A 24,488-nucleotide genomic window follows, 5' to 3' on the forward strand; every position below is an offset into this window, starting at 1 on the left:
CGTGTGGACGGGGCGGGATTCCTCTCCCGCCCCGTCCACACTCGCCTCTCAGGGCCTCAGCCTCAAACCTGCTTCGCAGGTAACGGAGCCGCGTACTCAGTGCCCCGTGCCGCCCGGCGTGGCCGCCGGGTCCGGGCCCGCCGCGGCTTCCGCCGCGCTGTAGATGTCCGGCTCCAGGTAGATCACCCGGGCGATCGGAACCGCCTCGCGGACGCGCGCCTCGGCGGCGTTGATGGCGTGGGCGACCTCTGCGGCCGTGTCGTCGTGCTGGACCGCGATCTTGGCCGCGACCAGCAGCTCTTCCGGCCCCAGGTGGAGCGTACGCATGTGGATGACGGAGGTGACCGTGTCGCCGTCGACGATCGCCGTACGGATCTTCGCCACCTCCTCCGTACCGGCGGCCTCGCCCAGGAGGAGCGACTTCGTCTCAACGGCCAGAATGAGGGCGATCAGGATCAGCAGCGCGCCGATGCACAGGGTGCCGACGCCGTCCCAGACGCCGTCGCCGGTGGCCAGGGCGAGACCCACGCCACCGAGGGCGAGGACGAGACCGATCAGGGCGCCCGCGTCCTCAAGGAGGACTACAGGGAGCTCCGGGGCCTTGGCCCGGCGCACGAACTGCGACCAGGAGAGCGAGCCCCGCGTCTCGTTCGACTCCTTGATGGCCGTACGGAACGAGAAGCCCTCGGCGATGATCGCGAAGACCAGGACGCCGACGGGCCAGTACCAGGCCTCGATCTCGTGGGGGTGCTTGACCTTCTCGTAGCCCTCGTAGAGGGCGAACATGCCGCCCACCGAGAACAGCACGATCGAGACGAGGAAGGCGTAGATGTAACGCTCCCGGCCGTAGCCGAAGGGGTGTTGGGGCGTCGCCTCACGCTGTGCCTTCTTGCCGCCGAGCAGCAGCAGGCCCTGGTTGCCCGAGTCGGCCAGCGAGTGGACGCTCTCCGCGAGCATCGACGACGAACCGCTGAAGAGGAACGCCACGAACTTGGCTGCCGCGATCGCGAGGTTGGCGCCGAGCGCCGCCACGATCGCCTTGGTTCCGCCTGACGCACTCATACGTGCACGTGTTCCCTTCGTCGGTGTCGCGGCCGCCCGGGTGCCGCCATACGGCCGCACATTGTTGCATCAGGCCACGACGGTGGCGCGAAAAGCAGTGCCCGTTCCGGACAGTTCGGCCTTTTCGCCCGCCCGGACGAAGGCCGCCTGGCCCGGGGCGAGCCGCAGGTCACCGAGCTCCACCGCACCCGCCGTGCACAAGACGATCTGCGGGGTCCCGGCGGTCAGGTCCGTCGGATCCGCGCCTTCCGCGCGTACGAAACGGGACAGGCGGAACTCGTCGATCGGGGTGTCGTAGAGCTCTTCGCCCGTCTCCGACGCCTCGGGGCGCAGCACGCCCGGGTCGCTGGCCTCGAAGCGGACGACCCGGAGGAGTTCGGGGACGTCCACGTGCTTCGGGGTCAGACCGCAGCGCAGCACGTTGTCCGAGTTGGCCATGATCTCCACGCCCAGGCCGCTCAGATAGGCGTGCGGGACGCCGGCGCCGAGGAACAGGGCCTCACCGGGCTGGAGTTGGACGTAGTTGAGCAGCATGGCCGCGATGACGCCGGGGTCGCCCGGGAAGTGGTGGGCGAGCGAGGCGTGGGCCCGGTAGGCGTCGCCGCCGAGGCGGTCGCAGGCGGCCGCGGCCTCGGTCACCGTCGCCGCCATCTCCTGCGGATCGGCGGTCAGTACGGCCGTGAGGACCTCGCGCAGCGCGGCCTCCTCGGGGTGGGCGCGCAGGAGGTCCACATACGGCTTGAGGGAGTCCACGTCGAGCGCGGCGAGAAGTTCCGCGGATTCCTCCGGAGCCCGGAACCCGCACAGGCCTTCGAACGTTGTCAGGGCACAGATCAGTTCGGGCTTGTGATTGGCGTCCTTGTAATTGCGGTGCGGGGCGCCGAGCGGAACGCCCGCGCTTTCCTCGTCCGCGTAACCCCGCTGCGCCTGGGCGAGATTGGGATGCACCTGAAGCGAGAGGGGGGCGCCTGCCGCCAGCAATTTGAGAAGAAAAGGAAGACGGGGGCCGAATTTGGCGACGGCCGCGTCACCGAGCTCCGCCGTCGGGTCCGCTGCGATGACGTCGGAGAGCGGGGTCCCGCCCGCACCCCGGTCGATACGGGACGGGGCGCCCGGATGCGCACCCATCCACATCTCGGCCTGCGGCTCGCCGGTGGGGGCGGTGCCGAGCAGATCCGGGATCAGCGTCGTGGAGCCCCAGGCATAGGGGCGCACGGTGTTGGCGAGACGGTCCATGGTTCGCGTGGTCTCTTTCGCGTGGTCTCGTACGGGTTCGGTCGCCGCGTGCCCCGGTAGCCGCAGCAACTGTCGCAGCTGTCGGCCATCGGTCACCGGTGTCCTCGGCACTGATGTCCTCGGTGTACTCGGTGTCCTCGGCCACCGGCCGCGTCGGCGTCGGGCCGCACCGGCGGTGCCCTACGTCGGGGGCGGCGTCGATGCGAGGGCGAGGTAGGCGGTCGCGAAGTCCGTGAGGGCGAGGAGTTCCGCCAGGCACTCCAGCTCCGTGCCCTCCTCCGGCTCCAGTTCGCTGATCTGCGCCTCGTGGCTCAGGGCGAGTTCACGCGCGGCCGGGGCGGCGGAGAGGCCGCCCGCCGGGCGGTCGCGCAGCAGGACGACCCGGGCGTGCAGCGTCGCGGGCTCGTCCACCCGGTCGCGGAAGAAGTCGTCCGGGTCGGCGCCCTCCCCGAGCGAGCCCGCGAGCAGGATGCCGTGCGACGCCAGCGTCTCCGGCAGCTCGCCCGCGAGTGCGGGGCGGCCCGCGAGCTCGGCCAGTACGGTCGCGAAGCGGCGGCCCGCCGGGGCGGCGCTCTCGCCCTCCGTCCAGACGAGGGGGAGGGCGTCGGCGAGCTCCGTCGCGAGGGTCTTGGCCGGGTTGCTGTAGGTGGCGATGGCCGGGCCGCAGCGTTCCGCGGTGCGGTCGAGGCGGTCGGCGATCTTCTCCAGCGTCTCCGGAGGCGCGGCCGTCAGCCCCAGCCGGTCGAGCAGGGCCAGGATGGGGGTGAACAGCGCCCACAGCGCGCTCGGGGAGGCGGCCGGGGTCGTCCCGTCCTCGTACAGCTCGTGCGGGGCCGTCGCCAGCGGCACCACCAGGCCGTGCACCCCGTCGACGGCCTCGGAGAGCGGGGAGCCCTTCGGGGCGACGGCCACGACCGTGCAGCCCCGGCGGTAGGCCTGCTCCGCCAGGAGCGCCAGGCCGGGCTCGCTGCCGTCCGTGGTGGTGATGAGCAGGAGGTCGACCGAGCCTGCCCAGCCCGGGAGGTTCCAGCGCAGGGCGCCCGCCGCGGCGGCCACCCCGGTCGAGACGAGCCGGGAGACCGGCGCGGAGGCTCCGGCCAGCGCCGTGACCAGGTCGGCCACGCCCTCGGCGGCGGTGCCGGGGCCCGCGACGAGCACGGCCCGGGGGCGGCCCTCGGGCTGCAGTTCCGCGATGCCCGCCTCGATGGCGTGCCGGGCGGCGGTACGGACGCGGGCGCCGGCTTCGGCGGCTCCGCGCAGCAGACCGCGGCGGTCCGCGCGGGCCAGGGCTTCCGGCGCGTCGAGCAGCGACTCATCGAGCATGTGCGGCAGCCTCCGGGGCGATCGGGGTTCCGGGTCACTCGGGTTCCCGGCTGTGCGCCGGGCGGGCTCCGCGGGACGGGATCCGCGCGGGGCGGGGTTACGCCGGGCGGCGGGCCTCGTCCACCAGGAGCACGGGGATGCCGTCGCGAACCGGGTACGCAAGGCCGCAGTCCGCGCCGGTGCAGACCAGCTCGGGCATCTCCTCGGCCGTGGCGTCCTTGAGCGGGGCGTGGCACGCGGGGCAGGCGAGGATGTCGAGGAGGCCGGCTTCGAGCGGCATGGGGGTCCTTCCGGAACGTCTTCGTCGTCTTCGTATACGTGGATCGGGTGCCTGGATCAGGCCTTGTCACCCTACCGCCGGGGTGGGATGCGGGCTTGCCGGGTGGCATGGCCGGACCGGTGGTGGCGAACGCCCGGCACCGGTCCGCGAGGCCGCCGGGGCCGGTCCCGGCGGACGGCCGGGACCCGGGCCCCGGCCGTGCCGGTGCGGGACTACGCCCGTACCAGCGCCAGGACCTCGTCCCGCAGCTTCGCCATCGTCGGTTCGTCGCGCGCCTCGACGTTCAGCCGCAGGAGCGGCTCGGTGTTGGAGGGACGCAGGTTGAACCACCAGTCGGCGGTGGAGACCGTCAGGCCGTCCAGCTCGTCCGTGGTGACGCCCTGCCGCATCGCGAAGGCCGCGCGGACCGCCTCCGTGCGGGCGGCCTGGTCGGTCACCGTCGAGTTGATCTCGCCCGAGCCCGTGTAGCGGTCGTACGCGGCCAGCAGGCGGGAGAGCGGGGCCTTCTGGGTGCCCAGGGCGGCCAGGACGTGCAGGGCCGCCAGCATGCCGGTGTCGGCGTTCCAGAAGTCCTTGAAGTAGTAGTGCGCGGAGTGCTCGCCGCCGAAGATCGCGCCGGACCGCGCCATCTCCTGCTTGATGAACGAGTGGCCGACCCGGGTGCGGACCGGGATGCCACCGTTCTCGCGGACGACCTCCGGGACCGACCAGGAGGTGATCAGGTTGTGGATCACCGTGCCGCCCGGGTGCTTGGCCAGCTCACGGGCCGCCACCAGCGCGGTCACGGCGGACGGGGAGACTCCCTCGCCGCGCTCGTCGACCACGAAGCAGCGGTCGGCGTCGCCGTCGAAGGCGATGCCCAGGTCGGCGCCCTCGGCGCGGACGCGCTCCTGGAGGTCGACGATGTTGGCGGGGTCGAGGGGGTTGGCCTCGTGGTTGGGGAAGGTGCCGTCAAGCTCGAAGTACATCGGCACCAGCGTCAGCGGCAGACCGTCGAAGACGGTGGGGACCGTGTGGCCGCCCATGCCGTTGCCCGCGTCCACGACGACCTTGAGGGGGCGGATGCCGGCGACGTCGACCAGGGACTTGAGGTGGGCGGCGTAGTCCGCGAGCGTGTCGCGCTCGTCGAGCGTGCCGGTCGTCGCCGCCGCTTCCGGAGCGCCAGACTCCGACCAGGCCTCGACCAGGGCGCGGATGTCGGCGAGGCCCGTGTCCTGGCCGACCGGGGCGGCGCCCGCGCGGCAGAGCTTGATGCCGTTGTACTGGGCCGGGTTGTGGGACGCCGTGAACATGGCGCCGGGCAGGTTCAGCTTCCCGGACGCGTAGTACAGCTGGTCCGTGGAGCACAGGCCGATCAGTGTGACGTCCGCGCCCTGGCGGGCCGCGCCGCGCGCGAACGCCGCCGACAGGCCGGGCGAGGAGGGGCGCATGTCGTGCCCGACCACGATCGCGTCGGCGCCCACCACCCGTACGAACGCCGCCCCGAACAGCTCGGCCAGGGACTCGTCCCACTGATCCGGCACCACCCCGCGGACGTCGTACGCCTTCACGATCTGCGACAGATCAGCAGCCACGGCCCAACCCTTCTGAAATCACCTGCGGAGACATGCGGCCCCCTGGACCGAGGCTACCGGCTGGGGCTGTCAGGGCTGCGGTGCCTGTGGACAACGCGGGGGCCGGGGACACGGGGGCCGTGAAGAGCGTGGTGCCTGTGGAGGGCTCCGAAGGGCTTCGGAGTGCTCGGGGCCTCACTGCTCCGGGGAGCGCAGTACCCGCAGGTGGCCTCGGCGGGCGACCTCCATGGGGTCGGCCGCGCGGGCGCCGCCGGCCTCGGCGGCGCGTTCGTGGGGGCGGGCCGCTTCCCGTACCGCGTTGGCAAGCGCTTCCAGGTCGTCGCCGCTGGGGCGGCCCGGAGCGGACGCGTCGGTGAGGCGGACGACCTCCCAGCCGCGGGGCGCGGTGAGGCGCTCGCTGTGCTCGGCGCACAGGTCGTAGCAGTGGGGCTCGGCATAGGTGGCGAGCGGGCCGAGGACTGCGGTCGAGTCCGCGTAGACGTACGTCAGTGTCGCGACGGCAGGGCGGCCGCACGCAGTGCGCGAACAGCGACGTACAGGGCTCACGACGTTGGACGGTACCGCACTCTTGAGCGGGCCGCGACGACTCTCCACCGGGTCACTCCACCGTGTCGCGGTGTGAGCTCGGGCACAGCGGCCCCGTGAGCAACTGGGCTGACCTGCACGGGAGGAGAGCCGCACGGTCCGTGACGGGGCTGTTCACGTTCCGTACTTGAGAATCTTCCGGTCAAACGTCGCAAAAACCACTGTCTCGTATGGGCCGGTAATCGCTCTCAAGCGAGAGGGAAACGGTCATCCCACGACATGCCATGGAACGGGCCGCCGCCGCGATCGCACGGCGCTCCGGAGGGCTACGCTGCGTCAGTGATGGACAGTTCCAGTTCCGGCATCGGCACCGGCCCCGACTCCGTACCCACCGGCCCGCGGCCGCGCCGCCGCGACCGGCACGGCAGGGGCATGCGCGGCCCCGTGGCGCCACCCCAGGTGCCGCTCTCGGCGAGCCGCGCGGAGAGCTTCCGCGATCTGGTGCGGGACTCGGTGGAGCGGCTGGAGCGGCGCTGGCCGCAGCTGGCCGACGTCGACTTCCTCGTCTCCGACGTGCCGCTGCCCGAGTCCGACGAGGACGGGTGGAGCGACGAGGCCGTGCCGCTGGGGCGCGCACTGCCCGCCTCCAAGGGCTCGCCCGCGCGGATCGTCGTCTACCGGCGGCCCGTCGAGATCCGCACCAAGAGCCGGGACGAGCGGGCCCTGCTCGTCCACGAGGTCGTGGTCGAGCAGGTCGCCGAACTCCTCGGCCTCGCACCGGAGTCGGTGGATCCCCGCTATGGACAGGACTGATCAGGGCCGAAACGGACAGGACTGAACCGGACCGACTCCGGCTCCGGCTCCGTCCTCAGTCGTCCAGTACCGACAGATCCTGCTGCGCCGCCGGGACCGCCACTGTCCCCTTGTCGTCGGGGAGCGTCTGCACGGTGAACATCGGGATGCCGTCCTGCGGCAGCGCCAGCGTCCGGGAGGCGTAGACGGGGCCGCTGCCCGGCTGGGTCTCGACCGTCAGCGCGTACGAGCCCTTGAGCCCGGACGGGACCGGCGGCTCCACCGCCAGCGTGGTGCCGGGCTTCACGGTGTACGTCTTGGTCTGCGGCTCGCCGCCCTCGGTGCCGGGCGACGCGGTGACCTTGACCGTGGCCGCGGCGGCCGGCGCGGTGAACGCCAGCGTCGAGCCCTTGGCCCGGTTGTCGGCGGCCGTGGACCGGTCGCCGACCGCCGCGGTGGCCGGAATGTATGCGGTCTCCTGCTTGTCACCCGTGCCGCGCACTACGCGCAGCGCCGCCACGATGGGCGTTTTTCCGCCATCCGAAGTCGGGGCGAGCAACAGGGAACCCGCCTCACCCCTCGTGACGTTCTTCAGATCAAAGGCCGCCGTCATCCCCGACTTCACGTGGACGGTGTCCAGACCAGCAGGGGTGAAGCTGCCGCTCGCACCGGCGAGGCGCACCTTGAGATCGGCGTCGTCGGCGCCCTTGGCGTACACCACCAGGCGTACGTCGGTGGCGTCGCCCGGGATGCCCGGGATCACCTGGTTCGCCGCCGGGTCGGCCGACGCGGCCAGCCAGTCCGCGCCCGCCTTCGCGTCCGATGCCTGCACGACCGCCCCGACCCGTCCGGAGCGGGTCGTGACGTGAACGGTCAGGTCGTCGGCCGCCGCCGAGGTCAACGTTGACAACAGAACAGGGACGCTGGATTTCGCGGGGACCGTAATGCCCTCCCCCACCTCCGACTTGATGGCGCCGTCCTTGCCGAACAGCTCGATGTCGGCGACCGCCGCGGTGTCGTCGGGGTTCGTCAGATGGACGTAGTCCTGACGGGTCTTGGCGGTGGAGGCGCCGGGGAACCAGAAGTCGGTGTCGGGTTCGGTGCAGCGGGTGCCGAGCACCGCGCGCGTGTCGCCCGCCGAGACCACCGTGGTCTGCTGCGCCGCCCAGCCGGGCGCCAGCGGGCCGTCGGCGGACCCGGCGAGCGCGGGTGCGTCGGAGCCGTCCGCCGTGGCCGACGCGGGCTTGCCGGGCTCCTTGAGGGTGATGACCGCCTTGTTGGGGTCGGGCTTCTCGGGGGTCTTCCCCTTCTTGCCCTTCTTGTCCTTGTCCGGCTTGTCGGTGGACTTGGCGGGAGTGCCGTCGGGGAGCGGGGTGACGGCGGGCTTCAGCACGGCGCTGCCCGCCGCGCCCGCCTTGGCGCCCGCGTCACCACTGCCCTTGGGGGTGTACGCGGTGTACGTGGTCTCCGCCAGGTCGGACAGGCTGGGCGCCGGGCACAGCAGGCTGGAGCGCTCGACGGGCAGCCGGGCCGGACCCTTCGCGTCGGCCTTCGCCGAGTCGCCGCCCGGCGCGGTGACCGCCGCGAAGCCGGTGACGGCGGCGAGGGCGACGGCGGCCGCGATCAGGGAGAGGGTGCTGCGGTTCACTGGTTGCTCCCGTCGGGGCGGTGCGGCTGCTCGGTGTCGTGGCCCTGGCCGTCATGGCTCTGGCCGGGGATGCGGCCGTCTACGCCCTGCCCCTGGTCCGGGGCGCCCGGAGCCTGCTCCCCGCCGTAGCCATAGCCGTAGGGGTCGTACGCGGTCTCCTGCGGCGGGTACTGCTGCTGTTGGTACGGGTCGTACTGCTGGTACTGCTGCTGGTACGGGTCGTACTGCTGCTGCGGGTACTCGGCGTTGGTGTACGCCGACTGGTCCCACTGTCCGTAGGACTGCTGCTGGGGCACCTCGGCGTACGGGGAGGTGGCGTACGGATCGTGCTCGGGGGCCGTGGGGGCGGTGGCCGGCGGGGGCGGGAAGTCCTGTCCGGCCGGGGCCTCGGGCTCCGCTGACGGCTCGGCGCCGGCCGCCTCGGCCTCCGCCTGGGCGCGCAGGCGGCGGGCCCGGCGGCCCTCGCCGTCCCGGGCCGGGGGCAGCACCGGCTGCTCCTCCTCGGGCAGGTCGTCGTCGATCCGGCGGCGTCGGCCCGGCAGGGCGAGCACGACGAGCACCAGGGCGAGGAGCGACTGGGCCCAGATCCACGCGGTGTGGGTGAAGGGAGCGTCGTAGGTGATGTCCAGGCGGCCGCCGTCGGCGGGGAGTTGGAAGCCCTGGGCCCAGCCGTCGACGGTGGTCTTCTTCAGCGGCTTGCCGTCGAGGGTCGCGGTCCAGCCGGGCGCGGCCCGGTCGGCGAGCCGCAGGACGCGGTCCACCGGACCGGCCGGGATCTTGGTGTGGACGTCGACCTGGTCGGCGGCGACCGCCACCGACTCGGCGCCCGACTGCGCCGAGCCCGCGGGGGCGGTGGGCGGCACGATGACGGCGCGGGCGACCTGCCGGTCGACCCGCCACAGGGCGCTGCCGTCGAGCTGGCTCAGCCTGCTGAGGCCGGGGGTGATGTCCAGGACCCGGCCGAAGGCGCGGGGCGCTCCGTCGCGTACCAGCACATAGCGCACGGCGAAGCCGCTGAGCTGGGACGACTGGTCGGCGCCGGAGCCGGCGACGAGGTTGGCGACGACCTTGTCCAGGCGCGGGTCGCTGCCTCCGGAGGCGGCGAGTTCGGCGTCGCCGAGGCGGCCGCCGGAGCCGCGGACCAGGGTGTAGGAGACCTTGGCGGCCGAGGTGCCGTCCAGGACGAGGGTGCGGGCCTGGTCGCGGGTGCCGCTCTCCTCCGCGACGAACGCGGGCACCTGCACCGGGTCGCGGCGCTCCAGCGGGCCGTCGGCGCCGCTCAGCATCCAGCCGCCCGCCGCGATCAGCGGAGCGGCCGCGGCGGCCAGCGCGATCAGCGCGGCGACCGGCTGGCGCCAGCCGAAGCCGTGGGCGGCGACGCGCTCCTTGGCGCCTTCGGCGCCGAGGACGGCGGCGGCGATCAGGGCGAGGCCGTAGAGGAGGGTGGCCGGGCCCGCCCAGCCCTTGTTGTTGGAGAGGGCGGCGAAGAGGGAGCCGGTGAGGGCGACCGCCCAGGAGGTGCGGATCGCGAACTCCCGCTCGCCGCGCAGCAGTGCGGCGAGCGCGGCCAGCACCAGGCCGACGAGGAGCAGTCCGCCGACCGTCTTGGGGCCGCCGGGGCTGGCGCCGAGCAGGTCGAGCGCGGAGGCCGAGCCCTTGCCGTACTCCAGACCCGCCTCGCGGAAGAAGCCGGACGGGCTGGTGAGCAGGGTCAGCGACCAGGGGGCGAGGATCAGGAGGGGGGTGCCGACGGCGGCGAGGAAGCGCAGTCCGTGGGCGGTGAGGTCGTCGCGGCGCAGCGCCAGGACCGCCAGGCCCAGAAGTACGGCGACGGGCCAGACGACGGGGGTGAACGCCATGGCGGCGGTGAGCAGCAGCGCGTACGTCCAGGTCGCCCGCCCGCCCGTCACCCGACCACCGCCCCTCACCGACGTGCTTCGCACGGCCCCTTCTTGATCGCCGCGGCCCTCGCCGCGGAAGCCCGCGGCGGTGATGCCCGCGCGGGCGATCAGCGGCAGGAGTACGGCGAGGACGGCGGTGCCCAGCCGGCCGGTGGCGAGGGCGCCGGTGGCGGCGGGCAGGAAGGCGTAGGCGACGGCGGCCCAGGCCCGCAGCAGGCGCGACTCGACGAGGGGCCGCGAGGCGAAGTAGGCGGTGAGTCCGGCCAGCGGGACCGAGCAGACCAGGAGGAGGGTGAGGGCGGTGCCGGTGGAGCCGAAGCAGAGGGCGGAGAGGGCGGCGATGGCCGCGAGGTAGGGCGGGGCGGTCTGGGTGCCGCCGGTGCCGACGGGGTGCCAGGCGTCCGCGTAGCGGCCCCACAGGTCGCCGACGCCCGAGGGCGCGGGCAGCAGGGCGCCGCCGGACAGGGCGCCGCCGCCGAGGAGTTCGCGGCAGGCGGCCAGCGAGATCAGCAGGAGCAGGGCGAACAGGACGGGCGCGGGCTTGCGGGCGATCTTCTTCAGCCGCGCGAACTGCTCGATCTCCAGGAAGTCGGCGTCGTCGCCGCCGGGGCCGGACTCGACGGCGCCGTGCCGGGAGCCGCCGGTGTCCTCGGTCCCCGCGCCGAGGCTGGAGGCGACCTGCTCGACGGTGGCGCGGACGGTGGCGCCGGGCGGCGGGAAGAGCGGCCGCAGCTCGCTCGCCTCCAGGCCGCTCTTGCCGCGCCTGCGGCGTCCGGCCAGGATCCGGCCGGGCCGCAGCAGGGTCGCGGACAGGCCCATGATCTCGTCGACGGCCTGGCCGGGCGCCTTGCCCAGCAGATAGGCGAGGGTGCGCAGCACGGTGCCGACGACGATGCGCAGGAAGACGTAGGGCAGTGCGGCGGGGCGCGAGTTGACGAGCATCGTGTAGACGGCGCCCGCCTTGTCGACCCGGTGCGGGTCGACGGCGGAGCGGCCCGCGCAGTCGACGGTGCGGCGCTCGCGGGCGGCGGCCTCGGCGTGCCGTACGACGGCTTCGGGGGCGACGAGGACGGAGTGCCCGGCGGCATGGGCGCGCCAGCACAGGTCGACGTCGTCGCGCATCAGCGGCAGCCGCCGGTCGAAGCCGCCGAGCTCCTCCCACACATCGCGGCGGATCAGCATGCCGGCGGAGGAGACGGACAGGACAGGGCGGACCTGGTCGTGCTGGCCCTGGTCCTGCTCGCGGCGGTCCAGGCCGGTCCAGCGGCGGCCGCTGCGGGCGATGGAGACGCCCACTTCGAGCAGCTGCTTGCGGTCGTACCAGCCGCGCAGTTTGGGGCCGACGATCGCGGCGTAGGCGTCGGAGTCGGCGACGCGCAGCAGTTCGGCGAGGGCGTCGGGCGCGGGGGCGCAGTCGTCGTGCAGCAGCCAGAGCCACTGGACGGGCTCGCCGTGCGGCAGTTCGGGCAGGTCGTAGGTGTCGTCGCGCCAGCTGCGCGAGACGGGGTCCCAGCCGCTGGGGCGCTTCAGATACGGCAGTTCCTCCGGCCCCAGCACCGGCACGGTGCGGACGGCCTCGTCGACGGCGGCGCCGAAGCCGGTGCGCCGCGCGAGGTGCAGGACGCGCTCGTCGCCCAGGGCCTCGGAGACCAGGCGGGCGGAGTCGTCGGCGCTGCCGGTGTCGGCCGCGTACGCGCTCTGCACAGGGCGTTCCTGGCCGAGCAGGCCGGCGAGGGCGTCGGGCAGCCAGCGCGCGCCGTCGTGCGAGACGAGCACGGCGGTGACTACGTGTCGGGGAAACTCGGGTGGGTGGGTGGGAACTAGAGGTGAGGTCGCGGCCTCGGAATACGGGGCCGTCGACTGGCTGTGCACGGACATCGAGGTACGGGCCCCTCCGGCCGGGGTCCGGGGGTTGGGGCCCCGGAGGCTGCTGTGCTGACTGGCAGCGCCCCACACTAATGGCTGGGGAACACGGCAGTCCGCCGCCTGCGGGAGCCGGGTGGAGCCGGAGGGCGTCCGGACAGGGCCCGTAGGGGGTCCGGAGGGGGCAAAGGCCCCGAAAAAACTAGACCGCCGCCTTCTTCAGGCGGCGGCGTTCACGTTCGGACAGTCCGCCCCAGATGCCGAATCGTTCGTCATTCGCGAGGGCGTATTCGAGGCACTCGGAGCGGACTTCACAGGCGAGGCAGACCTTCTTGGCCTCCCGGGTGGAGCCGCCCTTCTCCGGAAAGAAGGACTCGGGGTCGGTCTGGGCGCACAGCGCGCGCTCCTGCCAGCCGAGTTCTTCGTCCACATCGTCGACCAGCAGCTCCTGGAACACCTCGGTCATGTGCACCCCTCGTCTGTCTTTGCTGCCCCGTGATGCTGCCGCTACCGATTTCGGGCGAACGACACGAGTGAAATTACAAGTGTGCGGATCCGGGCCAGTCAAGCCGAGATCTGCTATTGGGCCCCGTATTCACTCTGCGGAACCAAGGCTATACGGAAAGTGTTCAAATCGGCAAAAACCATGACACATGCCAATGGCTCAATCACCCTCCTCCCACCTGCCCGGAGAAGACGAGCCGAATATCGATCTTGTTGCGTCCGGGCGACGGAAGCGACTGGGATCACAGTCCGGTCACGAGAGCGTCATGGCGTTTGCGCGCACGGTTGCAGCGCCACATCTCCGGCGGCGCCTGTGCACAAACCTTTCTCCGTGCACAGTAACCGGATGAGGTGAAACATTACGACCAAATCGGGTATTGAGTTGACAGCCGGGCTCTTCTTGGTCACCTTTGACGCATGCCAGCGACCACAGCGCTCTTCGCGACCCACGTCCGTGGGTTCCGCAGTGCTGTCCAGGCGCGCTGTTGCTGTTCCAGCTGTTGATGCCGTAGCGCTCCAGCCTTCTCCGCGTTCTTCCCGGCCCTTCGGGCCCCCGCGCGCATATGCCCTTGCGACACCCCCGCACAGCTTCCTGAGTTTCTGCCGAGGAACCACCGCATCCATGAACAGCGACAGCGACCTTCAGATCGCCGGCGACATCCTTGAGGTCCTGCACCTCCTCCAGCCCGCCCGCGAGCACCCGAGCACCGTCGCCGACTTCGTCGGCCTGGCCCGCTCGCTGGCGGCCGACCCCGCCCAGTGGGAGCCGCTCGTCCAGTACGACGCGACCAGCCGCTGGTACCACCGGCTGCGCACCGGCCCCGGCTACGAGGTGTGGCTGCTGTCCTGGGTGCCCGGGCAGCGCAGCGGGCTGCACGACCACGGCGCCTCCTCGGGCGTACTGACCGTCCTCCAGGGCGAGTTGACCGAGCGCACCGAGCGCGGCACCCGCAGGCTCGACGCCGGATCGCAGCGCGTGTTCGCGCCCGGATACGTCCACGAGGTCGTCAACGACTCCCTGGAACCGGCCGTGAGCCTGCACATCTACTACCCGGGCCTGACCGACATGCCCATGCACGCGAGCCAGTCCGCTCTGTCCACAGCCGCCGCCACGGATGTCGTACCCGCCTGACACACTCTGTACATGCGCATTGTGGTTCTGGCCGGCGGCATCGGCGGTGCCCGTTTCCTGCGCGGCCTCAAGCAGGCCGCGCCGGACGCGGACATCACGGTGGTCGGCAACACCGGTGACGACATCCATCTGTTCGGGCTGAAGGTCTGCCCCGACCTCGACACGGTGATGTACACCCTGGGCGGTGGCATCAACGAGGAGCAGGGCTGGGGCAGGACCGACGAGTCCTTCCACGTCAAGGAGGAGCTCGCGGCGTACGGGGTGGGACCCGAGTGGTTCGGCCTGGGCGACCGCGACTTCGCGACCCACATCGTCCGTACGCAGATGCTCGGCGCGGGCTATCCGCTGAGCGCGGTGACGGAGGCGCTGTGCGCCCGCTGGCAGCCGGGCGTCCGGCTGATCCCGATGTCCGACGACCGCGTCGAGACGCATGTGGCGGTCGAGACGGACGGGGAGCGGAAGGTCATCCACTTCCAGGAGTACTGGGTGAAGCTGCGGGCGTCCGTGGAGGCGACGGCCGTGGTGCCGGTCGGGGCCGACCAGGCCAAGCCCGCGCCCGGCGTCCTGGAGGCCATCGCGGCCGCCGACGTGATCCTCTTCCCGCCGTCCAACCCGGTCGTCAGCGTCGGCACCATCCTGGCCGTGCCCGGCATCCGCGAGGCGATCGCGGAGGCGGACGTTCCGGTGGTCGGGCTCTCCCCGATCGTCGGGGACGCCCCGGTGCGGGGCATGGCGGACAAGGTGCTGGCCGCCGTCGGCGTCGAGTCGACGGCCGCGGCGGTCGCCGAGCACTACGGGTCGGGGCTGCTCGACGGCTGGCTGGTCGACACGGCCGACGAGGCCGCCGTGGCCCGGGTCGAGGCGGCGGGCATCCGCTGCCGCGCGGTCCCGCTGATGATGACGGACCTGGACGCGACGGCGGCGATGGCCCGCGAGGCGCTGACACTGGCCGAGGAGGTGCGCGCGTGACCACCGGCTCCGCGAACACCCCGCCCTCGTACCGGGTACGGGCCGTCGGCGGCATACCGGAGGTGCGGGCCGGGGACGACCTGGCGAAGCTCATCGCGGGGGCCGCGCCCGACCTCGTGGACGGCGACGTCCTGCTGGTCACGTCGAAGATCGTCTCCAAGGCGGAGGGGCGGATCGTCGAGGCGGTGGACCGGGAGGCGGCGATCGACGCCGAGACGGTACGGGTGGTGGCCCGGCGCGGCGCCCTGCGCATCGTCGAGAACCGGCAGGGCCTGATCATGGCCGCCGCCGGGGTGGACGCCTCCAACACCCCCGCCGGGACCGTGCTGTTGCTGCCCGAGGACCCCGACGCCTCGGCCGAGGCGATCCGGTCCGGGATCCGGGCCGCCCTCGGCGTCGAGGTGGGCGTCCTGGTCACGGACACCTTCGGGCGGCCGTGGCGCGCCGGGCTCACCGACGTGGCGATCGGCGCCGCGGGCGTGCGCGTCCTCGACGACCTGCGCGGCGCCACGGACACGCACGGCAACGAACTGAACGCGACGGTCGTGGCCAGCGCCGACGAACTGGCCGCCGCGGGCGACCTGGTCAAGGGCAAGGCCACCGGCTTCCCGGTCGCGGTGGTCAGCGGCCTGGGGCACCTGGTCTCGGCGGACGCCGAGGGTGGCAGCCGGGCGCTGGTGCGGGGCGCGGCCGACGACATGTTCCGCCTCGGCACCTCGGAGGCGATCCGGACGGCGGTGACCCAGCGGCGTACGGTCCGCGCGTTCACCGACGACCCGGTGGACCCGGGCGCGGTGCGCCGCGCGGTGGCCGCCGCCGTCACGGCTCCGGCGCCGCACCACACCACGCCCTGGCGGTTCGTGCTGCTGGAGTCCGAGGAGTCCCGGATACGGCTGCTCGACGCGATGCGGGACGCGTGGATAGCCGACCTGCGCCGCGACGGGAAGTCGGACGAGTTCATCGCCAAGCGGGTGCGGCGGGGCCAAGTCCTGCGCGACGCGCCGTACTTGGTGGTGCCCTGCCTGGTGATGGACGGCTCGCACAGCTACGGCGACCCGCGCCGGGACGCGGCCGAGCGCGAGATGTTCGTGGTCGCCACGGGCGCGGGCGTGCAGAACTTCCTGGTGGCGCTGGCGGGCGAGCGGCTCGGCTCGGCGTGGGTGTCGTCCACGATGTTCTGCCGCGAGGTCGTACGGGAGGTCCTCGCCCTGCCCGACAGCTGGGACCCGATGGGCGCGGTGGCCGTCGGGCGTCCGGCCGAGGCGCCGAAGGAGCGGGCGGGGCGGGACGCTGACGCGTTCGTCGAGGTGCGGTGACGTGACGCGGTAGCGGGGGGCGGGCGCGGGGCGTTCGGGGCGCGTCGGGTTGTCGGGCGGCTGCGGGCCGTCCTTGGCTGAGCGCGCAGTTCCCCGCGCCCCTCAGGTCTACAGCGCGGCGATGTCGCGGGGTGACATGCGGGGTGCTCGGCGGGGCGGGGTGCGGCCGCTGAGGAGGATCAGGCGGGTGGCGCGGTGGCGCTGGCCCGCGTACGGGGCGAGGAGCTCCAGCATCGCGGCGTCGTCGGCGGTGCGGTCGCCGGCCAGGGCGTATCCGACGATGCCCGGCAGATGGAGGTCCCCGACCGTGACCAGGTCGGGGGCGCCCATCGCGCGCTGAAGGGTCTCCGCGCTGGTCCAGGGGCCGATGCCGGGGACGAGGTGGAGCCGGGCCGCGGCGTCCTGCGGGGGCAGTCCGGTGGCCTCCTCCAGACGGCGGGCCACGCGTACGGCGCGCAGGATCGTCGAGGAGCGCTTGGCGTCCACGCCCGCGCGGTGCCACTCCCAGGACGGGATCAGGGCCCAGGTCCTCGGGTCGGGCATGACGTACATGTGGTCCGGCATGCCGGTCGGGCCCGGGGCGGGCTCGCCGTGCTTGCGCACCAGCAGGCGCCAGGCGCGGTAGGCCTCGTCCGTGGTGACCTTCTGCTCCAGGATCGACGGAATCAGCGACTCCAGGACCAGGCCGGTCCGGGTCAGGCGCAGCCCGGGGCGGTTGCGGGCGGACTCGGCGACGAGGCGGTGCCGGGGGGCGAACTCGGCCGGGTCGTCCGCGTCCCCGAGGAGCGCGGGGAGGTGCCCGAGCAGCCACTCGGCGCCGTCGCCCCAGGCCTCGGCCTCCGCCCTTCCGGCGCGGAGTGCGACGCGGAGGGTGCCGGGGCCTTCGGGGGTGCGGGAGGCTCGCCATACCTCGCCGGCGCGGGTAGTGCGGAAGGTGGGGTCTGCGGGGCCCCTTCGCAGGGGGCCGAGGGTGAGGCCCAGGTCCAGGGGGCCGGGTGGGGTGTAGTGGCGGGTGGCCTTGCCCTTGCCGCCCGTGCCCCTGTGCGTGGGTACGTGGAGGTGGCCGCCGCGCACGGTGGTGCGGGTGGGGGTGCGGGGGGTGAAGCGGCCGGCCACGGTTCGAGACTAGCCGGTTCTTTGCCCCACCCCGCCCCTTCCCGAAAGCCCTCTGGCGGGCGGCCGGGGGCTGCGCCCCTGGACCCGTGTTCGTCTGCGGGCCGTCCCCCACTGGTCGCGCAGTTCCCCGCGCCCCTGAGATGCGCCCCTGCGGGGCGCCCCTATTTGTCGCGCCCACGCGGCGCAGCCGCACATGTCACAGCCCCGCGCCCCTTAAGTGCTCGGCTTCGCCATCGCCAGCGCCCGTACCCCCTAGGGGCGCGGGGAACTGCGCGACCAGCCACCCACGGTCCGCAGACGAACACAGCGGGGTGCTCCCTACTCGTCCGATGAGAATCGCAGCGCCGCCCCCGGGATCACCGCGTCGCACCACACCCGTACCCCGTCCCGGAGCTCGTTGTCCGGGCCCACCGTCGCGCCGTCGCCCACGACCGTGCCGGTCAGTACCGAGCGTGCTCCGATCACCGCGCCCGCGCCGATCAGCGAGTCCGTGATCACCGCGCCCGGCTCGATCACCGCGTCCGCCAGGACCGTGCTGCCGACGATGCGGGCGCCCGCGCCGATCCGAGCGCGTTCGCCGACCACCGTGCCGCCGGTGAGCTTCGCGTCCGGGGCCACCGTGGCGCCGGGCAGGACGAGGCGGTCGCCGCAGCGACCCGGGACCGCCGGGGACGGGGCCCGGCCAAGGACCAGGTCGGCCGAGCCCCGGACGAAGGCCTGCGGGGTGCCCAGGTCCAGCCAGTACGTGGAGTCCACCATGCCCTGGAGGTGGGCGCCCGAGGCCAGGAGGCCCGGGAAGGTCTCCCGTTCCACCGACACCGGGCGGCCCGCCGGGATCTCGTCGATCACCGAGCGGCGGAAGACGTACGCCCCCGCGTTGATCTGGTCGGTGACGATCTCCTCGGGCGTCTGGGGCTTCTCCAGGAAGGCCTGGACCCGGCCGTCCGCATCCGTGGGGACCAGGCCGAACGCCCTCGGGTCCGGCACCCGCGTCAGGTGCAGGGAGACGTCCGCGCCCGAGGACGCGTGCGTGTCGACCAGGGCCCTGATGTCCAGGCCCGTCAGGATGTCGCCGTTGAAGATCAGCACGGGGTCGTCCGGCCCCGAGCGCAGCCGCGACGCCACGTTCCTGATCGCGCCGCCGGTGCCCAGCGGCTCCACCTCCGTGACGTACTCCAGGTGCAGCCCGAGCTCCGAGCCGTCGCCGAAGTACGGCTCGAAGACCTCGGCCAGATAGGACGTCGCCAGCACGATGTGCTCCACACCCGCCGCCCGCGCGCGGGCGAGCTGGTGGGTGAGGAACGGGACGCCCGCCGCCGGGATCATCGGCTTGGGCGTGTGCACCGTGAGCGGGCGCAGCCTGGTGCCCTTGCCGCCGACCAGGAGGATCGCTTCAGTCACCTGTCGTCTCTGCTTCCTGCTGGGGCCGGGCGGAATCGGTGGTTCAACTACGGCCGGCCAGTTTATGCAGACGGTTCGCGCCCGGTCCGTACGCCCCCGTCCAGGTCAGCGCCGGCCCTGGAGCCGGGCCGAGGACGACCGGGCCTTGCCGAGCTTCTTGTAGAGGCGCGCCCCCGGGCACTCGGTGGCGAAACCGTCCCGGTGTCCGGAGATGACGTTGAGCCTGACGCTTCGCCCCTTCCGGTAGAGGTTCCCGCCGGCCGACGTGAGATGCGTGGTGCCCTTGGGATTCACCCCGTACAGACCGAGCTTCCAGGCGGTCAGCCGGGCGATCGCGTCGAGGGCGGCGGCGGACGGGTTGGCCGAGGTGTACGTGCCGATGACCGCGACGCCCATGGAGTTGGTGTTGAAACCGAGAGTGTGCGCCCCGAGGACCGGCTTGGCCACACCTCCCGCGCGGCCTTCGTAGATGGTGCCGCACTTGTCGACGGCGAAGTTGTAGCCGATGTCGCGCCAGCCGCTGCTGCGGACGTGGTAGCGGTAGATGCTGCGCAGCACGGAGGCCGCCTGCGAGCAGCGGTAGTTGTTGCCGGACGCCGTGTGGTGCACGAAGGCGGCCTTGACCTTGCCGGTGTAGACGTAACCGGGCTCGCGCAGCTGCTCGTCGGCGCCCCAGCCGTGGCGCGTGACGATGCGCGGGCGCGGGCCGATGTACGGGCGGGCCGCCGCCGCGCCCGCCCGCGCGCCGGACGCCAGGGCCCGGTCGCGGGCCGGCTCGGCGCCGTCGCCCTGCTCCGCCTCCTCCGCCGCCCCCACCCCGTCCGGGTCCGCGCCCGGGTCGACCAGGTCGACGTGCAGGCCCCGGGGCAGCGCGCCCGGCGTCACCCGGCCCTCCCCGGCCGCCTCCGGCCGTACGCGCACCTCGACGCCGTCCGAATGGCCCACCCACAGCGGGGCGGTGGAGCCGTGGAGGCGCGCGGCGTCGTACTCGGCGGTGCCGGGGTCGGGGGCGTGCTCCTGGTTGTGGGTGTCGACGTCCTGCCAGCCGGACCAGGTGCGGGAGCCGACGGCCCGGGTGCGGACCTGGACGGTGCCGTGGAGTTCGGCCTTCGCGTCGTCCCAGACCACGCCGAGCAGGGAGAAGGGTTCGGTGTTCCGCTCCGGCAACCCCTGGGCGCGGCCGGCCCCGAGCGTCCGGTCGGTCGCTCCCAGCGGGGCGAGCGGCAGCGACTGGGTGGTGCCCGCCGGCTCGGCGGAGGAGGAAGAGGACGACACCGTGGCGACGGAGGACACGGAAGGGGACGCGGCGGCGGACGCCGCGAGCGGCAGGGCGAGTGCGGTGGCGCACGCGACCGAGATCGAGGATGCAAGGAGTGCACGCATGCTGACGATCGTGGACATAAGCATACAAGTCTGTCCATCTCAGAACTGACGGACCGTCGGCCGAACCGGTGTACGCGGACGGCGCTCTCCCCGGGCGCGAGCGGCGCCCCCACCCGTAGGCTTGCCGCGTGAACGCCAGCGACCGCACCCCCGCCGACCTGCTGCGATCCGCGCTCGCCGCGGACCCGGCCCGCCCCCTGGTCACCTTCTACGACGACGCCACCGGCGAACGCGTGGAACTCTCGGTGGCCACCTTCGCCAATTGGGTGGCCAAGACCGCCAATCTGCTCCAGGGCGACCTCGCCGCCGCGCCCGGCGACCGGCTCGCGCTGCTGCTGCCCGCGCACTGGCAGAGCGCCGTCTGGCTGCTCGCCTGCCACTCGGTCGGCGTGGTCGCCGAGGTCGGCGGCGACCCGGCGGGCGCGGACCTCGTGGTGGCGGGGCCGGACGCGCTGGACGCGGCCCGCGCCTGCTCCGGCGAGCGGGTGGCGCTCGCGCTGCGCCCGCTCGGCGGCCGCTTCCCGCAGCCGCCCGCCGGGTTCCAGGACTACGCGGTCGAGGTACCGAGCCAGGGCGACCGGTTCGCGCCGTTCGCCCCCGTCGACCCCGAGGAGCCCGCGCTCGCCGTGGGCGGCGCCGAGCTGAGCGCGGCCGGTCTCGTGGAGCGCGCCCGCGCCGACGCCGAGGCCCTGGGCCTGGAGCCCGGCTCGCGGCTGCTGTCGGCGCTCCCGTACGACAGCTGGGAGGGGCTGGCGCGCGGGCTCTACGCGCCGCTGGCGTCCGGCGGGTCGGTGGTGCTCTGCCGCAACCTCGGCCAACTGGCCGACGGCGGCCTTGAGAAGCGGATCGAGAGCGAGCGGGTCACGCACCGGGCGGTGTGACGGGCGGCGCGCACCCGGTACGACCATCGCCCCGGCGCCACCCTTGTGGCCCACAGCGGGCCGAGTCCCTTGGGCTCCGGGCGCGACTGAGGTGGATGATCGGCGGTACGCCACACAACCAAGCGCGCGCGACGACCGTCTACCGGGGTGCCCCGGCGGCTTTCCGCCCGCCGCAGACCCGTGAAGGATGGACGCCGACGTGACCGACAGCCCGCCCCCCGCGCCCGACCACCGGGCCGAGGACGAGCCACGACCGGACACGCCGACACCGCCCTCACCACCGGAACCGGCCGGGCCGACCGAAGCCGGGCCGACCGAAGCCGAGACGCCGGAAGCCAAGGCGACGGAAGCCGACGCGACAAAAACCAAGGCGCCGGAAGCGAAGACGGCCGAAGCCGAGACGCCGGAAGCCGAGACGCCGGGCGAGCGGCCCGGCGCGCCCGCGCCCGCCGACGGCGGGTCCGACGCGCCCGGCGACGGCAACACCCGTCGCCACTGGGTGCGTTGGACCGCCCTCGGTGTGTCGTTCCTCGTGCTCGCCGCCGCCGGCACCGGCTGGTGGTTCTACAAGAAGCTCGACAACAACATCCGCACCGACACCACGGCCGCCGCCGAGCTGGAGCGCTACGAGAAGGAGCGCCCCCCGCCCGGCGCGGACAACGCGCAGAACCTGCTGCTCATCGGCTCGGACTCGCGCGCGGGCAGCAACAGCCGGTACGGGCGCGACGACGGCGGCAGCCAGCGCTCGGACACCACGATCCTGCTGCACCTGGCGGCGGACCGGAAGTCCGCGACCGCCGTCTCGCTGCCGCGCGATCTGATGGCGGACGTGCCGGACTGCCTCAAGCAGGACGGCACCCGCTCCAAGGCCCAACTGGTGCAGTTCAACTCGGCGTTCGAGTACGGCGGCGCCGCCTGCACCATCCGTACGGTGGAGAAGCTCACCGGGATCCGGGTCGACCACCACATGGTCGTCGACTTCAGCGGCTTCAAGGACATGGTGGACGCGGTCGACGGCGTCGAGGTCTGCCTCAAGCAGCCGGTGGACGACCGGCAGGCGCATCTGAAGCTCCCGGCGGGCCGCCAGACCCTCCACGGCGAGGAGGCGCTGGGGTTCGTCCGGGCCCGGCACGGCTTCGGCGACGGCAGCGACACCGAGCGCATGGACCGCCAGCAGCAGTTCCTCGGCTCGCTGGTGCGCAAGGTGCAGAGCAACGGCGTGCTGCTCAATCCGACCCGGCTCTATCCGGTGCTGGACGCGATGACGAAGTCGCTCACCACCGACCCGGGGCTGAATTCCCTGAAGGACCTCTACGACCTGGTGCGCGGGATGCGCGGAATCCCGACCGACAAGGTGCAGTTCCTGACCGTGCCGCGCAGGCCGTACACGTACGACGCCAACCGCGACGAGCTGGTCCAGCCGGCCGCGCGGCTGCTGTTCCAGCAGCTCAGGGACGACCGGCCGCTCCAGGTGGCGCCGGCCGGGACCACCGAGCAGAACAAGGGGGACGGGAATGCGCGCACCGGGACGCCCGAGGGGGCGGACGGCTCGTCGGCGGACGACAAGCCCGATGATCCCGTTTCCCCGAGCCCGGCGCCGACGTACCCGGGTTCGAATGCCGCCGTGGGCATGTGCGGGTAAAGCGTGTGTCAACGGAGAACAGGCAGCGATACGGATTGGGTGGATTGCCCGGTTGTAAGCGGCGTGGAATTTGTCACGGCCGTCGCTCTTCGCTCAACTGGGCAGATAGTGTGACGCGACCCTGTGCTTGTGCCACCCGAGGCCACGCACTGCAGGATCGAATGACTGAGCGCTTTGGGGGAAGTGACTCGAGTGGCACCGACGGAGGACTAAGGCAACCGTGGATGCGCAGAGCCGTGGGCGGGCGGAAGAAGTCGACCCGGCAGACCAGTGGGTACTCAACCCGCAGACGGGCAATTACGAATTGCGACTGAATCCTTCCGGACCGCAGTCGTCCCCGTCGGCAGGCACTCCCCCGCGCAGAACCACCGCCCCCGGCAGAGGCGGCCCGTCCCGCCGTGACGTCCCCGGTCAGCGCGACAACCGCCGCGCGGGCAACGCCCAGGAGACGCCCCCGACGGCTCCCGGCCGCCGCAAGCGCAAGCCCAAGGCGTCCCGCAAGAAGAAGGCGCTGATGTGGACGGGCGGTGTGCTGGGGTTCGTCCTGATCGCGGGCTCGACCGGCGCGTACCTGCTCTACCAGCACTTCAACAACAACCTGAACACCGTCGACGTGGGTGACGCGGGCAGCAAGCACGCCACCTCCGACGGGCCGGTCAACATCCTGATCATCGGTACGGACAAGCGCACCGGCAAGGGCAACGAGGGGTACGGCGACAAGGGCAGCGAGGGCCACGCCGACACCAACATCCTCTTCCACGTCTCCAAGGACCGGTCGAACGCGACGGCCCTGTCCATCCCGCGCGACCTGGTCACCAACATCCCCGAGTGCCCGACCAAGCAGAAGGACGGCACCACCAAGACCGTGCGGTCCGAGGCGAACGTGCGCTTCAACACCAGCCTCGGCCAGGACGGCCGCGACCCGGGCTGCACCATGCGCACGGTCAAGGCGCTCACCGGGCTCAGCGTCGACCACTTCATGATGGCCGACTTCAACGCGGTCAAGGAGCTGTCGACGGCCGTCGGCGGCGTCCAGGTGTGCCTGACCAAGCCGGTGAACGACCCCAAGTCGCACCTCAAGCTCCCGGCCGGCAAGTCCACGATCAAGGGCGAGCAGGCCCTCGCGTTCGTACGGACCCGGCACAGCTTCGGCAACGAGAGCGACCTGGACCGGATCAAGCAGCAGCAGCAGTTCCTCAGTTCGATGATGCGGAAGATGAAGTCCGACTCGACGCTGAGCAGCCCGACCAAGATGTACGGGCTCGCGAACGCGGCGACCAAGGCGCTCACCGTCGACTCGGGCATAGGGTCGATCAAGAAGCTGACCAGCCTGGCGCAGGACCTCAGCAAGGTCGATCTGAAGAACGTCACGTTCACGACCGTTCCGGTCATCGACAATCCGGCGGACGGCAAGGTGCACAAGACCGTGGTCGTCGACCCGGTCAAGGCGCCGCAGGTGTTCAGCATGATGCGCTCGGACGTGTCCTTCACCGAGGTGAAGAAGAAGGAGAGCGAGGCCAAGGACGCCCAGGCGGCGCTCCTCAAGGGCACCCGCGCCCAGGCGTCCGCCGTGCGCGTCCAGGTGCTCAACGGCGGTGCGGTGGCGGGCTCCGCCTCCCAGACGCTGCTGTGGCTGCAGAACACCAAGGGCGTACTGAAGTCGGACAACGGCGGCAACGCCCCGGCGAAGCTGGCGAACACCACGCTGGCGTACGCGCCCAACCAGGCGGACCAGGCCCGTAAACTCGCGGATCTGATGGGTCTGCCGGCGAGCGCGCTCAAGCCCGGCACGCAGGACGCGGTGGGCAGGACACCGATGGTGCTCACCCTCGGCGCGGACTTCAAGGGCGCCGGGATCCCGATCGCCGCTCCGGCCAAGGCGCCCGAAGGAATTCAGAAAGTGGAAGCGGACAAGTCGGTGTGCGCCAAGTGACGCCGTA

The 24,488-nt window shown here is 72.7% G+C and carries 19 protein-coding genes; 7 read left to right on the forward strand and 12 right to left on the reverse strand.

Annotated elements, in window-relative coordinates:
- Positions 1-96 precede the first annotated feature (96 nt).
- From BX283_RS17905 to BX283_RS17930, 6 genes are all read right to left on the reverse strand, one after another.
- Positions 97-1,062 (reverse strand): cation diffusion facilitator family transporter, encoded by a 966-nt coding sequence (locus BX283_RS17905; protein WP_101388585.1) that lies wholly within the window; start codon positions 1,060-1,062, stop codon positions 97-99.
- A gap of 69 nt (positions 1,063-1,131) precedes the next feature.
- Entirely contained in the window at positions 1,132-2,298 is a 1,167-nt protein-coding gene (gene manA / locus BX283_RS17910) for a mannose-6-phosphate isomerase, class I (protein WP_101388586.1), read from the reverse strand.
- Between the two features lie 180 nt (positions 2,299-2,478).
- Positions 2,479-3,621, reverse strand: coding sequence for an SIS domain-containing protein (locus BX283_RS17915; protein ID WP_101388587.1), 1,143 nt, complete (start codon positions 3,619-3,621; stop codon positions 2,479-2,481).
- Between the two features lie 97 nt (positions 3,622-3,718).
- Positions 3,719-3,901, reverse strand: coding sequence for a Trm112 family protein (locus tag BX283_RS17920; RefSeq protein WP_101388588.1), 183 nt, complete (start codon positions 3,899-3,901; stop codon positions 3,719-3,721).
- Between the two features lie 212 nt (positions 3,902-4,113).
- Complete coding sequence (locus BX283_RS17925) at positions 4,114-5,475, reverse strand: phosphomannomutase/phosphoglucomutase (protein ID WP_101388589.1); 1,362 nt, start codon at positions 5,473-5,475, stop codon at positions 4,114-4,116.
- A gap of 174 nt (positions 5,476-5,649) precedes the next feature.
- Positions 5,650-6,069 (reverse strand): DUF3499 domain-containing protein, encoded by a 420-nt coding sequence (locus tag BX283_RS17930; protein ID WP_101388590.1) that lies wholly within the window; start codon positions 6,067-6,069, stop codon positions 5,650-5,652.
- Positions 6,070-6,342: 273 nt separating this feature from the next.
- Between BX283_RS17930 and BX283_RS17935 the strand changes: the two genes are divergently transcribed.
- Positions 6,343-6,813 carry a metallopeptidase family protein gene (locus BX283_RS17935; protein ID WP_180357183.1) on the forward strand — a complete coding sequence of 157 codons (471 nt, stop codon included), beginning with the start codon at positions 6,343-6,345 and terminating at the stop codon, positions 6,811-6,813.
- Between the two features lie 55 nt (positions 6,814-6,868).
- Here BX283_RS17935 and BX283_RS17940 read toward each other — a convergent pair whose 3' ends face one another.
- The 3 genes from BX283_RS17940 to BX283_RS17950 form a co-directional block, all read right to left on the reverse strand.
- Positions 6,869-8,440 (reverse strand): DUF5719 family protein, encoded by a 1,572-nt coding sequence (locus tag BX283_RS17940; RefSeq protein ID WP_101388592.1) that lies wholly within the window; start codon positions 8,438-8,440, stop codon positions 6,869-6,871.
- A complete protein-coding gene (locus BX283_RS17945; protein WP_101388593.1) occupies positions 8,437-12,219 on the reverse strand; it encodes a glycosyltransferase family 2 protein in 3,783 nt (1,260 codons plus the stop codon). The genes BX283_RS17940 and BX283_RS17945 overlap by 4 nt, the downstream gene beginning before the upstream one ends.
- Positions 12,220-12,406: 187 nt before the next feature.
- Positions 12,407-12,670: a WhiB family transcriptional regulator gene (locus BX283_RS17950; RefSeq protein WP_067159810.1), complete on the reverse strand. Its 264-nt coding sequence runs from the start codon at positions 12,668-12,670 to the stop codon at positions 12,407-12,409.
- A gap of 660 nt (positions 12,671-13,330) precedes the next feature.
- On the opposite strand from BX283_RS17950, the gene BX283_RS17955 reads away from it, so the two are divergent.
- From BX283_RS17955 to BX283_RS17965, 3 genes are read left to right on the forward strand one after another with little or no spacing between them, the layout of a single operon-like run.
- Positions 13,331-13,840, forward strand: a complete 510-nt coding sequence (locus BX283_RS17955; RefSeq protein ID WP_101388594.1) for a cysteine dioxygenase family protein — start codon at positions 13,331-13,333, stop codon at positions 13,838-13,840.
- 12 nt (positions 13,841-13,852) lie between these two features.
- Complete coding sequence (cofD, locus tag BX283_RS17960; protein WP_101388595.1) at positions 13,853-14,809, forward strand: 2-phospho-L-lactate transferase; 957 nt, start codon at positions 13,853-13,855, stop codon at positions 14,807-14,809.
- Positions 14,806-16,125: a coenzyme F420-0:L-glutamate ligase gene (locus tag BX283_RS17965; protein WP_101388596.1), complete on the forward strand. Its 1,320-nt coding sequence runs from the start codon at positions 14,806-14,808 to the stop codon at positions 16,123-16,125. The genes cofD and BX283_RS17965 overlap by 4 nt, the downstream gene beginning before the upstream one ends.
- A gap of 108 nt (positions 16,126-16,233) precedes the next feature.
- On the opposite strand, the gene BX283_RS17970 is transcribed toward BX283_RS17965, so the two are convergent.
- The 3 genes from BX283_RS17970 to BX283_RS17980 all read right to left on the reverse strand — a co-directional run bounded on the left by BX283_RS17970 (position 16,234) and on the right by BX283_RS17980 (position 20,025).
- Positions 16,234-17,241 (reverse strand): DNA-3-methyladenine glycosylase, encoded by a 1,008-nt coding sequence (locus tag BX283_RS17970; protein ID WP_101388597.1) that lies wholly within the window; start codon positions 17,239-17,241, stop codon positions 16,234-16,236.
- 318 nt (positions 17,242-17,559) lie between these two features.
- Positions 17,560-18,642 carry a sugar phosphate nucleotidyltransferase gene (locus BX283_RS17975; RefSeq protein ID WP_101388598.1) on the reverse strand — a complete coding sequence of 361 codons (1,083 nt, stop codon included), beginning with the start codon at positions 18,640-18,642 and terminating at the stop codon, positions 17,560-17,562.
- A gap of 105 nt (positions 18,643-18,747) precedes the next feature.
- Positions 18,748-20,025: a peptidoglycan recognition protein gene (locus tag BX283_RS17980; protein ID WP_101392423.1), complete on the reverse strand. Its 1,278-nt coding sequence runs from the start codon at positions 20,023-20,025 to the stop codon at positions 18,748-18,750.
- 128 nt (positions 20,026-20,153) lie between these two features.
- Here BX283_RS17980 and BX283_RS17985 point away from each other — a divergent pair, with 128 nt between their 5' ends.
- The 3 genes from BX283_RS17985 to BX283_RS17995 all read left to right on the forward strand — a co-directional run bounded on the left by BX283_RS17985 (position 20,154) and on the right by BX283_RS17995 (position 24,481).
- Complete coding sequence (locus BX283_RS17985; protein WP_101388599.1) at positions 20,154-20,906, forward strand: TIGR03089 family protein; 753 nt, start codon at positions 20,154-20,156, stop codon at positions 20,904-20,906.
- A gap of 187 nt (positions 20,907-21,093) precedes the next feature.
- Positions 21,094-22,548, forward strand: coding sequence for an LCP family protein (locus BX283_RS17990; protein WP_101388600.1), 1,455 nt, complete (start codon positions 21,094-21,096; stop codon positions 22,546-22,548).
- Positions 22,549-22,768: 220 nt separating this feature from the next.
- Entirely contained in the window at positions 22,769-24,481 is a 1,713-nt protein-coding gene (locus BX283_RS17995) for an LCP family protein (protein WP_101388601.1), read from the forward strand.
- Positions 24,482-24,488: the final 7 nt, after the last annotated feature.

The organism is Streptomyces sp. TLI_146 (assembly GCF_002846415.1).
Taxonomy (GTDB): domain Bacteria; phylum Actinomycetota; class Actinomycetes; order Streptomycetales; family Streptomycetaceae; genus Streptomyces.